The 13,772-nt window shown below is 41.4% G+C and carries 10 protein-coding genes and 1 riboswitch; of the genes, 8 read left to right on the forward strand and 2 right to left on the reverse strand.

Going from position 1 to position 13,772, the window contains the following annotated elements; translation table 11 throughout:
• Positions 1-3: 3 nt before the first annotated feature.
• Genes SJY38_RS15165 through SJY38_RS15175 form a run of 3 tightly spaced genes read left to right on the forward strand, consistent with a single transcriptional unit; the run spans position 4 to position 2,106 of the window.
• Positions 4-828 carry a hypothetical protein gene (locus SJY38_RS15165; RefSeq protein ID WP_377110105.1) on the forward strand — a complete coding sequence of 275 codons (825 nt, stop codon included), beginning with the start codon at positions 4-6 and terminating at the stop codon, positions 826-828.
• Positions 825-1,298 carry a pilin gene (locus tag SJY38_RS15170; RefSeq protein WP_377110107.1) on the forward strand — a complete coding sequence of 158 codons (474 nt, stop codon included), beginning with the start codon at positions 825-827 and terminating at the stop codon, positions 1,296-1,298. Before SJY38_RS15165 ends, SJY38_RS15170 begins: the two co-directional genes overlap by 4 nt.
• A gap of 19 nt (positions 1,299-1,317) precedes the next feature.
• On the forward strand, positions 1,318-2,106 hold the full coding sequence (locus SJY38_RS15175; RefSeq protein WP_377110108.1) for a PhzF family phenazine biosynthesis protein: 789 nt from the start codon (positions 1,318-1,320) through the stop codon (positions 2,104-2,106).
• A gap of 42 nt (positions 2,107-2,148) precedes the next feature.
• Here SJY38_RS15175 and SJY38_RS15180 read toward each other — a convergent pair whose 3' ends face one another.
• On the reverse strand, positions 2,149-4,659 hold the full coding sequence (locus SJY38_RS15180) for a zinc-dependent metalloprotease (protein ID WP_377110109.1): 2,511 nt from the start codon (positions 4,657-4,659) through the stop codon (positions 2,149-2,151).
• A 290-nt stretch (positions 4,660-4,949) separates the two neighbouring features.
• Between SJY38_RS15180 and SJY38_RS15185 the strand changes: the two genes are divergently transcribed.
• The 5 genes from SJY38_RS15185 to SJY38_RS15205 all read left to right on the forward strand — a co-directional run bounded on the left by SJY38_RS15185 (position 4,950) and on the right by SJY38_RS15205 (position 12,838).
• Entirely contained in the window at positions 4,950-6,134 is a 1,185-nt protein-coding gene (locus SJY38_RS15185; RefSeq protein WP_054983590.1) for an efflux RND transporter periplasmic adaptor subunit, read from the forward strand.
• 11 nt (positions 6,135-6,145) lie between these two features.
• On the forward strand, positions 6,146-9,286 hold the full coding sequence (locus SJY38_RS15190; protein WP_377110110.1) for an efflux RND transporter permease subunit: 3,141 nt from the start codon (positions 6,146-6,148) through the stop codon (positions 9,284-9,286).
• A 111-nt stretch (positions 9,287-9,397) separates the two neighbouring features.
• A riboswitch (cyclic di-GMP riboswitch) is annotated at positions 9,398-9,480 on the forward strand.
• A 95-nt stretch (positions 9,481-9,575) separates the two neighbouring features.
• Positions 9,576-10,142, forward strand: coding sequence for a hypothetical protein (locus SJY38_RS15195; RefSeq protein WP_029772913.1), 567 nt, complete (start codon positions 9,576-9,578; stop codon positions 10,140-10,142).
• Positions 10,143-10,261: 119 nt separating this feature from the next.
• On the forward strand, positions 10,262-12,379 hold the full coding sequence (locus SJY38_RS15200; protein ID WP_377110111.1) for a S9 family peptidase: 2,118 nt from the start codon (positions 10,262-10,264) through the stop codon (positions 12,377-12,379).
• Between the two features lie 60 nt (positions 12,380-12,439).
• A complete protein-coding gene (locus SJY38_RS15205; protein ID WP_055255445.1) occupies positions 12,440-12,838 on the forward strand; it encodes a hypothetical protein in 399 nt (132 codons plus the stop codon).
• A 16-nt stretch (positions 12,839-12,854) separates the two neighbouring features.
• Here SJY38_RS15205 and SJY38_RS15210 read toward each other — a convergent pair whose 3' ends face one another.
• The gene (locus SJY38_RS15210; protein WP_024033980.1) at positions 12,855-13,610 is read right to left on the reverse strand and encodes a LytTR family DNA-binding domain-containing protein; all 756 of its coding nucleotides are present in this window, start codon (positions 13,608-13,610) and stop codon (positions 12,855-12,857) included.
• Positions 13,611-13,772: the final 162 nt, after the last annotated feature.

Genomic DNA, 13,772 nt, shown 5'->3' on the forward strand with positions numbered 1-13,772 from the left:
AGTATGAATTGGAATCAGTTTGGCTACATTTGCCGTGTCTATAGTTCTAAAACATTAAGTGCCGCACAAAAAGAAGAGCTAACCACACAATCGTATTTAGCCGTTTATGCTAATAAATATGCAGACAGTAAATTAGCCAATTGCCTTGCAGCAAAATTTGCCCTGCAAGATGCAGGTATTTTGCAAAAACAAGCCCTGCATTATCAATGTGTGCCGCAGCTAGTTAGCGGGTATAAATTTGAGCACAAAGGCATTTTTAGCTATTTAACTGCTGTTTTTTTTATTTATGTTTTTTCTTCGCTTTTATATCAGTCTTTTGTTGTTCCTACATTTGTAGAGATATATAGCAATCATATGGCTTCTTCCGCGCACACCTTAGGTGATTACTTTTCTTATTGGTATGTGCCAATTATTCTATTGGTTTTACTGCAAAGCATTATTTTTATAGTAATTTTTAAAATTAAAAATGCATGCGCTTTAACCGACTCGCAGCCTTTTATTGGTTTATCAAAAGCTTTACTTCCCCGCAGTTTAATTAAGAAATACGATCGCCTAATGACAACACTTAACTTTGCGGTAAATTTCAAAGAGGATGAAAACGCCGCAATAGTCGAAACTAAACATTTGGCTAAGTGTGATTCGTTAGGCTACGAAACTCATGAAGAGTTTAAAGTGTTACTTGAGCAGCAGCTGGAACAATTTAATTTGCAGGCTAAAGGCTTTATAAATAAGCTGGTTATTCTGTATGGATTAGTCATTGTTGTGTCAATTTACTTATTTGTGAAAGCGGCTTATCAACCAATTTTTATGCTAGGAGAAGTGTTATGAAGTCAAAAGGATTTACGCTAATTGAATTGATGGTCGTAATTTCTATTATTGGTATTTTGGCGGCCGTTGCTTTACCTCAATACAGTAAATATATGCAAAAAGCTGAACTTGTTGATCCGCTTGCTATGGCCGCAGTAATTAGAGAAGACGTAACTACGTATTACATTGAAAACAGAGAGTTTCCTAAAAATAATAGACAAGCAAACGTGCCTGAAAGTAAATATTTAATAGGAAATCGAGTGACAGGTATTTCCATAGAAAACGGTGCAATTAACATTAGCTTGGGGAATAAAGCCTCGCAGCCTTTGCAAAATACAGTTTTAACTTTTAGACCCGCAGTCGTTACTAATAGCCCCACAAGTCCTATTGCATGGTTATGTGGTTTTGATGAACCTGTTGTAGGGATGCAAGCTGTGGGTGAAAATAAAACGACAGTACCTAAAGATGTATTACCTTCGGCTTGTTTATAACTAATTTAGGGGGGAACCTATGCAACTCACCATCCATCAAATTGATGCGTTTACCAGCGAGTTATTTAAAGGCAATTACGCGGCTGTGATCCCGCTTGAGTCGTGGCTTAGTGATGAGTTAATGCTTAATATTGGCGCTGAAAATAATGTTTCTGAAACTGCGTTTACTTGCCCTCAGGCAGATGGCAGTTTTGCAATACGATGGTTTTCGCCATTAATGGAAATAGATTTTTGCGGCCACGCTACGCTCGCTGCTGCGTATGTTTTGTGCGAGCAGCACAACCTTAGCCAAGTGCGCTTTAACGCCGCGGCTGTAGGGGAGCTTATTGTTAATAAAAATAGCGATGGCAGTTTTGCTATGACCTTTCCTAAACAAGCGCCAGATGAAGTACAAGCGGTACCTGATGGGTTACTGAAAGGGTTGTCTATACAACCAATTAAGGTGCTTAAAAACCGCCAAGCATATTTTGCTATATACGAAAATGCTCAACAAATTCATGATTTAACCACTGAGTCTGATTTGTTAAAAACCTTATATCCACTTGATGTGGTCGCCACAGCGAGTTCTGCTGAGTACGATATTGTGTCTCGTTATTTTTGGCCAGCAAGTGGTGGCGAAGAAGACTTTGTTACGGGCTCTATTCATACCGGCCTTGCCCCTTACTGGGCGCACCAATTAGGTAAAAATAAATTAAACGCGTATCAGGCTTCAAGCCGAGGTGGTTTTATACAATGCGAAGTAGGCGAAAATACAGTGACCTTAACCGGTAACGCTGTGCGGTATTTAAAAGGCACAATTTATTTATAAATAAACAGGCCACGTATTACGTGGCCTGTTTGATTTAGTTAATTAAGCTTCTAACGCTTTAGCTATTAAGTGATCAATATACTTTTTATGCGCTTTAGTTGCTGTATCGGCTCCCCATCCTACGCTTGTATCAGCTATTTGTGTTAACTGATAGAGCGCGGCAGTTTTTGCCAAATTGTCGTGTTTACTGGCTTTGCCTAGGCCTGCAATAGCAATAAGCTGATTTACATACTCTATTTGTAGATTGCGGCTAATAGACGTGCTCTCTTTGTTATCAACAAAAATACTGGCAGTTAGGTCGTCCATAAATTGCGTTAGGCTATATTCGTTACCGTACAGCGCGGTGTCTGAAATACGCAGCATAACAGCAGGATGCAGCAATTGCGCAAGTACTGTTTTTTGCATGCCTAAAATCATTTTGTGCGCTTTAGGGTCTTCATTTTTACCATAATGGCTAAAGCCGCGACGTTGTTGCTGTAAATAGTTATACAGTGGTTGCATGCTAGTGAGTACATCTGGCGCAAATACATATTTAGCAAGTATGTTCATTGCTTCTGTTTGGCGCTCAAGTGGTACGGGGGTAAAGGGTTTATCAGCATGCTGGTCGCCCACAACGGCACGTTCAACATATACGCCACCTATTTGGCGAGAAACAATGCCTGCTTGCGAGCGGTATTGGCCAAATAAACTATTAGCTGAGGTAACCAGCTGTTGGTAAGACTCACCTTTTACTGTGGCTTTATCTTTTAGCTCAGTAAATAACTTATTAATTAGCGCCATACGATCGGCGGCATAGGCTGCAGGGTTTGATGAAAGGTCGCCTATCATTACCCGTGGGTCTATATGGCGACCTGGTGCACGCATGTCGTCGGCATCGTTACCAAAGGCAAGCGCATGCTCGCTAGAGCGCGCTAATATAGTATTTAGGCGTGCGCGCTCTGCGGCTTCATCTTCAAGGGCTGTGCTGTAGCCATAGTTTATAGCCCAGTCGTCATAAGGGCCTGGTTTGGTTTGAAAAATATCGCCTTGTTGCACACCAATGGGGGCTATGTTGGCCGGCGCATAATCCATCACTGAGCCTGTAACTATGCCTTGGGTTTTGGTTTTATCATGAACCTCTTTTTCATCCCACAAAATAGACGATTTCATATTGTGGTTTAAGCCTAGTGTATGGCCTACTTCATGAAGAATTAGCTGAGTTAAACCTTGGCGAATCATTTCATTGTCATCAATCGAGGCACCTGTTGCTAAGCCTTTAGCAAGTAATAGGTTTTGTTGAATTTCATGGCCTAGTGAGCAATTTAAATCGCCACTTGTGTGCAGGTTTTCGCCGTGGCTCATTGCGCCTTGTGTGTAAAGCGTGTCGTAAATCCAGCGGTTTTTCATAAACACAAACTCAAGCATAATGTCTGAGCCAAGTATTTCACCGGTTAGCGGGTTGGCAAGAGCTGGCCCGTAGCCACCAAATGGCGGTTTAGGTGATGAAGTCCAACGTAATACGTTGTAGTTAATATCACCAGCATCCCAGGTTGCGTCATCGGGTTGTACTTTAACTTCTAGTGCGTTTTTAAAACCGGCTTTTTCAAAAGCGCTATTCCAGGTAAGTACGGCATCGCGTATTGTGTCGCGCCACTCTACTGGGGTGGTATTTTCTATCCACCAGGTAATTGGCTTTACTGGCTCAGAAAGCTCAGCACTAGGGTTTTTCTTTTGTAGGTCCCAGCGTTTAATAACATCTTCATACGGTGCCCAATCGGTCGAGGTCATTAGATCAAATTGATTGGTGAAATAGCCTATGCGCGCGTCATCTTTACGTGGTTTATAGTCGTTTTTTGGTAATGCAACAAAAGAGTGCTGCACCTTTACAGAGACATTGCGCGGGTCGCTTACTGCGCTTGTACCACGCACGGTGGGGCTGGCATTACTAAATACGTAATCTACAACCACATCTAAGTTATTTGGGTAAGGACGCTGCTTAACAATACGCGACTTTTTGCTGTTTAATTTACCCACTTTAAAGCGTTTTTTAGCTTTTTTATCGGCTGGGTTTGGCGTTGGCGATACCTTGTGTAGCGCCTCACTTAAAAATAGCTTGTTGACCTTAAAGGCTACTTTTCCTTGCTCTTCTTTTTCTATTTTAATGCTGGCTAAAACGGCTTCGCTAATATTGGCATTGCTTGCTTTGGCAATGGCACTGTTTTGATCAAATTTATAGCGAGGGGTTTTGCTAACTATATCTATGCGGTCAAAGTATTTTCTAAACTCAATAAGCTTGGTTTCTCTATAGGCACCGCGATAATGCCCAGCATCAGTGACACCGTCGACTGTATGAGCAAAGTATACAAAAGGGGTATTGAGCTGCGATTCGGTGATCACCATTAAGTGCTCACCGGTTTTTGGGTCTTGGTATAAATTAAAAATACCTGAAAATTCGGTTTGTCCTTCGACCATTTCGCTTAGGGTTTGTGGTTTTTTGTCTTCTTTTTTATCGCTAGCCAGTGCGTGGCCGCTAAGCGCTACACTAAGTGTTAGCGCAAGGGTTGTTAATTTCATTGTAATAATCTTTTTCGCTGTTATTTATTTAATGTGACTGTACGTAAATTAAAATTTGTTCGCACATCTTCTCGATGAAATAATAGCCTAAACCTGTAATTTGTTGATTTTAAATAGTAAAAGTTTGTAACAAAATATAATAAATGCGATGAATAGCAGGTGTTTGTTAACGGGTACACAGCTATATTTAGTTCCCAATTTTATTTGTAACAGTTGCTTACAAATGTCAGGTTAATGTTTTATTGCGCTCTGTTATTATAGTGTTAGTAGAAATATGAGGTAATTAGGATATGCAATCAAATTCACTGAGATGGGTGTTCCCATTTGTAGCATTAGCCATTGGTGTAGTGGGCTTTATGGGAATAAACGCTATTGCACAAGAAGATCAAAGTAAAACAGCAGTAGATACACGCCCCACCGTGCAAGTTGAGCCTGTAGAAGCTAATAATCATCAAGTAATAATAAACAGCTATGGCGAAATAAAACCATTAGAAAATACGCAGTTGGCGGCGCAGGTGTCGGGCGAAGTAATTAGCTGGCACCCTAACTTTGTAGCGGGTGGCGTGGTTTCTCGTGGCGATACACTTATTAGCATTGAAAAAGACAACTACGAAGCAGCCGTATTGGTAGCCGAAGCCGATTTAGCGCGTGCAAAAGCGGCCTTAATTGAAGAGCAAGCGCAGGCAAAAGTAGCCGAAGACGAAGCAAAGCGTTTTCCGAGTAAGGCACGTACCGACTTGTTTTTACGTAAACCGCAGGTGCTAAGCGCCCAAGCAGCGGTTAAATCGGCGCAAGCCGCATTAAAAAGAGCGCAACGCGATTTAGAAAACTGCGATATAAAAGCACCTTACGATGCGCTTGTGATAAGTCGTAATGTGGGGGTAGGCCAGTTTGTGGCTATGGGCGCACAAGTGGCCGATTTAAATAATATAGAAACAGCAGAGGTTATTATTCCTATTGCTGGTTTTGATAGCGTATTTTTACCGGAGCGAATTAAGGGCATTAAGGCCACTATTATTCAAAAAGGCTTAAACAGTTTTACACGTGAAGGCGTCATTGACCGCGACTTAGGTATTGTAGATAACGCGACGCGCATGAGCAGCTTAGTGGTACGTATTGAAGACCCATACGGCTTAAAAACACAGCAACCGGCTATTAAATTTGGCAGCTACGTGCAGGTTAATTTTGCAGGCGCCATGCTTAATAATATTTACCGTTTGCCGCAATCATTGGTTAATAACCAAACGGTGTGGATAGTTAACGAAAACCAAGAGCTTGAACCGCGCAAAGTAACCGTAGTGAGAGAAGAAGGCGAGTACTTTTATATTAGCAGCGGGCTTAACGCCGATGATAAGCTGGTTACCACGTTACCTGAGTACCCACAAAAAGGCATGCAGGTTAAAGTGGCTGGCATGGGCGAGCCAAGTAACGCTAATACAAACACCGAAAGTAGCGCTGATGCGCAACAGTTGTAAGGTGTAAATTAATGAGCGAATCAATTGAAAAAAAACAAACAGGGCTAATAGCTTATTTTGCTAAAAACTCTGTTGCAGCCAACCTAATGATGGTTTTTATCATCATCATGGGGATTATTAGCTACTTAACCATTCAGCGCCAAATGTTTCCTAATGTAGAAATTAACTACATTAATGTTGAGGCAAATTACCCCGGTGCCTCACCACAAGAAATTGAAGAAAGCATTCTTATAAAAATTGAAGAATCACTAAAGGATGTGACCGAAATTAAAAAGGGCGTGTACCGCGCCTTTAGAAATGGCGGTAGAGCAAGCCTTGAAATTAACACCGATGCAGAGCTTACCGATGTACTTGATAAGGTAAAGCTGCGTGTTGATGGTATTGCAACCTTTCCTGCAGGTATGGAACCGGTCACCATAAGTCAGATTGAGTTTAGGCAAGATGTTATAGGGATGACCTTAGTTGCCGATTTGCCGCTGACAGAACTCAAACCAATTGCCAATCAAATTGAAGATGAGCTATTACAGCTATCTAACGTGTCGTTGGTAGAAAACGATGTGCCGCTTGATGAAATAGCCATTGAAATCGACCCAGACACTTTACGCCAATACAACTTAACCCTAAGCGATGTAATGACCGCTGTGCGTAATTACTCTGCTAATTTTTCGGCGGGGCAACTAACAACAGATGCGGGGATTATTTCTGTTAGGGTTGAAAACCAGTATTACTCTGGCGATGAGTTTAGACAAATTCCGGTAAAAATAGGCGAATACGGCGCTAAAGTATTGTTGCAAGACATTGCTGTTATTAAAGACCAATTTACCGAAGGCGAGCGCTACTTTAAATTTAATGGCGAAAACGCGGTGTATATGTCTGTAAAGGCAACGCAAGATCAAAACATGATCCCCGTTGCCGATTCGGTTAAAGCATTTATTGAACAAAAAAATACCCAGCTGCCACCGGGCGTTAGGTTAGAGCCATTAATGGACATGACGTACTACCTAAATGCGCGCCTTGATATGATGAAAGCTAACTTGTTTCAAGGAGCAATATTAGTCGCTATTATGCTTTCGTTATTCTTGCGCTTTAAATTAGCGCTTTGGGTAATGATTGGCTTACCAGTGTGTTTTTTAGGCGCCATGATGCTAATGCCTTTATTTGGTATAAGCATTAATATTATTTCGTTGTTTGCTTTTATTATGGTGCTCGGGATTGTCGTAGATGACGCCATAGTAATAGGAGAGGCCGCCTATACTGAGGTTGAAAAAAGCGGAGGCGGAGTTGAAAACGTCGTCCGTGGTGCTAACCGTGTAGCAACCCCTGCTACATTTGGTGTACTAACAACCATTGCGGTGTTTGCCCCGTTTACACTTTCAAGCGGGCCAGAAAGCGCCTTCTTTTACGGTATTGCTGTAGTAGTTATGCTGTGTTTAGTATTTAGCTTAGTTGAATCAAAACTTATTTTACCGGCGCACATTGCCCACACGCACTTTTCACCTATTAAAAAAGGGGGCTGGCGCGATAGGTTTAATACCCGCTTTTTTGGCTTTGTAAATGGCCCTTATAAGCGTTTTATATCGCGTTGTGTAGATTGGCGTTGGACAGTATTGTTTGGCTTTATTGCTATGTTTTTTATAAGTATTGCGCTGATCACATCAAATAAAGTACGCACTGTACCTACTCCAAAAGTGCCACATGATTTTCCGCAAATTCAAATAGAAATGAATGACAATGTGTCTGATTTACAAACTATTGCAGCTATTCGTGAAGTAGAAGCCATGGTGTTAAGAGTTGATGAAGAAACAGAGCGTGAATTTGGCCAAAAAATAATTCGTGATGTACTGGTATTTAACCAAGGCAGAACGGAGTCTCAGTTACTTGCGCCGTTGGTTGATGAAGACTTACGCCCTTATAACGCGTTTGAACTTTCGCGCCGCTGGCGAGAAGCCATGCCAACCATTGCCGGTATTAAATCACTCACTATTGAAGATGATGTTGGCGGCGGTGGCGGCACTGGCGAAGGCGAATTTGGTTATTTACTGTTTGGCTCTGATATAGAAACGCTTAATGCGGCAGGCCGTCGTTTTATTCAGCTATTGCAGCAACAAAAAGGCTTGTTTGATATAAGTTCAACCATTGACCCTGCTAGCAAAGAAGTGCAAATGAGCTTAAAACCTGTAGCTTACGATTTAGGGCTCGACCTTGCTAACATAGCAAATCAAGTAGGCGCTAGTTTTTATGGTGGCGAAGCACAGCGTGTAATACGTAACGGCGAAGAAGTAAGAGTAATGGTACGTTACCCTAAACTGACTCGCGAAGCGTTTTCATCGCTAAAACACACAGTAGTTACTACACCGCAAGGGCGTGAAGTACTTTTAGGTGATGTGGTTGAATTAACCGAAACGCCGGGTATTAGCTATATTCGCCGTGAGGGCGGTTATCGTACTGTTTATGTGTACGGCAGTATTGATGAAGAAGCTATAGAGCCTGGCGAAGTGGTTTCGCAAGTAAAAGAAAACTTACTGCCGCAACTTAAAGAAGAATACCCAAGTGTAAAATCAGAGCTAGGTGGCGCAATAGAAGAGCAACAAGCGCAAGCTAATGAGCAGCTGCTGTTTTTTGTAGGCGGCATGATTTTAGTTTATATATTGCTTGCTGTACCACTTAAAAGTTATGCCCAGCCGCTTATTGTTATGTCGGTTATTCCGTTTAGTTTAACGGGGGCTATTTGGGGACACTTTTGGTTTGATTTAGACATTAGCTTAATGTCGGGCTTTGGTTTAATAGCCGCGGCTGGCGTTGTAATAAACGACTCGCTGGTAATGACCGACTACGTAAACCAAGTACGCCGAGAGGGTGTAAGCGTTAAAAACGCGGTAATAGAAGCCGGTTGTGCACGCTTTAGGGCAATATTATTAACCTCTATTACAACCTTTGCAGGGGTTCTGCCCATAATGTTTGAAACCAGTTTACAAGCTAAATTTGTAATCCCTATGGCAGTAGCGCTAGGCTTTGCGGTAATGTTTGCAACACTAATCACCCTTATATTGGTGCCGTGCTTGTACATTATTTTAGGCGATATTGGCGGCGTGTTTAAAATGGCTTTTCGAAAAGTAATTAGGCGAAAAGCCCCTATAAACCAAACCTCTTAAACTATTAAAAGCCAACTTTAACAAGTTGGCTTTTTAGTTATTTAGGGTTATATAAAAATCTCGGTTACATTCTTTTGTTTGAATAAGCTTTGCGCACGTTTTATAATCACTTTTTTCTGTTGGCAAATTAGTCGAAAGGCTAAGACGCAAAGTTTCCGGTCTAAGGTATAAACTACGATAGCGGGGCTGCTGCATAATTTTTATACGGTATTGCTTGCCCTCAGTGTCGTTTTTGTGTATCCATATGATATGGATAAAATTTTGTGACTCTTAAGGTGTTACTGTGTTTATGCATACGTCGTTGGCCTGTGGAAAATGGTCAACTATAGGTTGTTTAAACCATCATACTCAATTATTCATTGGGGATGTGGTTAGTGTAACCTTTTCAGACATGCAAGGAGTGCTTGTTGATTTATCGTTTGATTATAAAATTACCTCTTTAGAACAAGGTGAGCCTCATGCTTGGCCACGCTTAGTTGCTGAGTATATAAACGTGCATGTGCCCCTGGTAAGTGCAGGTAGAATGACCAAGCAAGGGTTGGTTGTTGGCTATCGAGATAACGAAATATTTGCCCTAGAAAGTAGCGGTATTAATAAGGCAAAGGTTGATTTTCATTGCATTGCAAAGTGCGATACCCCCGCTAAGTGCACCAACCAAGCATATGATTTTGTATACCCTAATGGGGGCGAGCAATACAACGCGGGTACTCGCGTGCTGCAGCCTAAAACCGGTTATATATACCAATGTAAGGCATGGCCATTTAGCCAATTTTGCAGAACCAATAATGATAAAGACCCAAGCTTTGAACCTGGTATCGGAAAAAGCTGGGCAATGGCCTGGACTAAGGTCTCTTAACGCTTTTAAAATAAAAACCATCTTCCCATGGGTGTAATGACAAGAATAAAATTGCAGTAATTTTAAAATTTGGACTTATACCTCAAGCCCACTCTCTATGAGTGGGCTTTTTTATTTTTATGATAAACTGCCTGCATTGTTATTTTTTATACGGTTTTGTTGTGTCTTTAAGTGAATTTTCTTCTCAATCATTAGCTCGTTTTCCTGTTGCTAAAAAGCAACCTCATCAATTAACTATGCACAATAAAACGCGCACCGATAACTACTACTGGATGCGCGATGATGAGCGCGAAAACCCAGAAATACTCGCCCATTTAGCGGCCGAAAATACATACTGCGATGAGCAACTAGCCGCAATAAAACCACTTCAAAACAGTATTTTTGAAGAACTAAAAGGGCGCATCGTAAAAGATGACAACACGGTGGCGGTTAAAGATGGCAAGTACTGGTATCACTCAGAGGTACGTGGTGACGATGAGTATTCGCGCCATTACAGAAGCACAAGTATTAACACCGATAACAAGCAGTTACTTCTTGATGTGAATGCTTTAGCTCAAAGCCATGAATTTTACGAACTAGGTGAAGTCGCGCTAAGCCCATGCGAGCAATTAATGGCATACAGCGAAGATACCGAAGGGCGCAGAATTTACAGCGTACATTTTAAAAACCTGCAAACAGGTGAAATGCTCAGCGATGTTTTAGAAAACACCGAAGGGCAAATTGTTTGGGCTAACGACAATAAAACCGTATTTTACGTTAAAAAAGACTTACAAACGTTACTGGGTTTTCAGGTGTTTAGGCATGAACTAGGCACAGCGCAAAGCCAAGATGTCATGGTGTATGAAGAGCACGATAAAAGCTTTTTTATGGGCTTGGGTAAAAGCCGTGACGAGAGCCTTATTATTATAGATTTGGCCACCACCGAAACAAACGATACCTGGGTGCTTGATGCCAATAACCCGCAAGGAGAATTTAACGCATTACTACCGCGCGAAGAAGGGCATGAGTTTGATATAGATAAACACGGCGATACATATTACATAGTAACCAACTGGCAAGCTAAAAATTTCAGACTGATGACGGCAACAAGCGAAACGATTGCAGATAAAACGCAGTGGCAAGAGCACACCGCGCACCGTGAGCATGTATTGCTTGAAGGCGTAGAGATATTTGACGACTTTTTAGTATTAACTGAGCGCGAGCAAGGTCAAGCTCGCTTTGTTGTTATTAACCAAGCTCAAGAGCGCATGGCGCTTGAATTTAGCGACCCATGCTACTATGCCGCTGTGGCGATGAACCCCGAGCCACAGGCGCGTTCGGTACGTATTTATTATTCAAGTCTAACCACGCCTGGAACGTTGTACGATGTTGATTTAGCCACGGGCAAAAAAACATTGTTAAAACAGCAGCAAGTACTGGGCGGGTTTGATAGTGCACTTTATGCCTCTGAGCGCTTATTCGTGACAGCACGCGATGGCGTGCAAGTACCTGTTTCGTTAGTTTATAGAAAAGACACCTTTACCAAGGATGGCACTAACCCACTGTTTCAATATGGCTATGGTGCATATGGTTACACGATAGATCCGAGCTTTTCGAGTACCTCATTGAGTTTGCTAGATCGCGGTTTTGTGTATGCGATTGCACATGTAAGAGGCTCCGAAATGCTAGGACGCCATTGGTACGAGCAAGGTAAAAAAGAGCATAAACAAAATAGCTTTAGCGACTTTATTGATATTACAAAGGCTCTTGTAGAGCAAGGCTACGGTGATAAAAACAAAGTATTTGCCTCTGGCGGCAGTGCAGGTGGTTTGTTAATGGGCGCTGTATTAAACCAAGCACCAGAGCTTTACTTAGGTGTAGGGTGTCATGTGCCATTTTTAGATGTGTTAACCACCATGCTAGATGAAAGTATTCCACTTACCACTAACGAGTATGATGAATGGGGCAACCCAAACGATGAGCACTTTTATGATGTAATAGCCGCGTACTCACCGTACGATAATATTAGCGCCCAAGACTACCCGCATATTTTAGTCACCACAGGCCTGCACGACTCTCAAGTACAATATTGGGAGCCTATGAAGTGGGTAGCAAAAATGCGAGAACTCAAAACCGATAACAATATACTGGTATTTAAAACCGATATGGATGCTGGGCATGGCGGCGCATCTGGGCGTTTTAAAAGCCTTGAAGAAAAAGCCCTCGAAATGGCCTTTTTTATTGCGCTTATAAATTAACTGCAAAATACGCAAAATGTATTAAGCTTTAATGAAGCACTGATATATAAAAGGTTATTTATGTTTGGAGCACATGGAGAGTTTTATATATGCTCTCAGCCACCCACCATGTATTTAAAGCTAATGGGTAGTTTTAATAATGAAGGAATTACTTTACTAACTAATGGCGTGGTGAACGAACTAAGTATGCACCCCAAAGGCGCGGTAAAGTGTGTTGTGGTTAATTTAGAAGAATTTGAGTTAATAACTGTAGATAGCATGGACTCGTTAGAGGCGTACTTTGCCAGCGTAAAAGAGCGTGGCTACGAACGCGTAGATTACTTATATGCAAACATTATTGCTAAAAATATGTTCGAGAAGGTCTGGAGCAACAGCGATATTGAAGTTAACTTTTATAAAGACTCAGAAAGTTACCTACATCATCACCCAGACGATGAATACATTAAAACCTACTGGTAAATAGAATTACAAGCCCCTATGCTACGGGGCTTATAATGCTTTCTAGGCAGTTTTTGTACCTTCTTGATAAATTTAACGAGATATTGTTTTTAAGCTTCACTTTATAGTCGCCGCTGTCTGTTGGCATAAGCTCTTTTATGGCATGTTTTCTAACAAGCGTGGAGCGGTGAATACGTATAAAACCTTCAGGCTCTAGCTGTTGCTCAATGTTTTTCATGGTTTCACGGTGTAAAACGGGGGCGCTGTTACCATTAAAGTGCAGCTCTACATAATTACCCGCACCGTTTATCCATACAATATCGTTAATATCTATTAAACGTACCTTTCCTACATCTTTAACAACAATATGTGCAGCAATGGGTTGCTCGTTTTCAGATGCGGCTTTAAACAAGCGCTCGGCTTGTGTGGCTAATGGGCATAAATGAATAAGCTTATCGAAGCATTTTTCAAGCCTTGAAGCGGTTGCATCGACTGTTAAAAAATCGACTGCGCCGACTTCAAACGCAAAATTAGCAAATTCAGCCGACCTAGCAATCACCACCACTTTCATTGTTTTAGCCAATTCAGTTAGGTGCACTATTTGAGTAGGATCATTTAAATTAGATAATTCGTAAAAAAGCACATTAAAACGAGAGGTATCTATTTGATCTAAGCGCTGCTCGGGCAGTTGCGTTTGCGAATCAAAGTGACGGTGAGCTTGCACCTGCTGAGTTAAGAATGTTGCAAATTTGCTCGTGCTAACTCTAATTAGTGCATGAAAGTAAGTAATCATAAAAAATCCATCTCTAGAGTGTGTAGTTATAAAGACCGTGTATTTAATAAAAAATGTTAAAAAAATTTAATCTAATTTATAACAATCTGGGATAAGTACCTTCATCCCATATATCCTGCTGTTTGTACCTGACTAAATGCCTATTAAATAATGCGCATAGTG

The sequence above is a fragment of the Pseudoalteromonas sp. R86517 genome (genome assembly GCF_042466295.1).
Classification (GTDB): Bacteria; Pseudomonadota; Gammaproteobacteria; order Enterobacterales; family Alteromonadaceae; genus Pseudoalteromonas; species Pseudoalteromonas atlantica.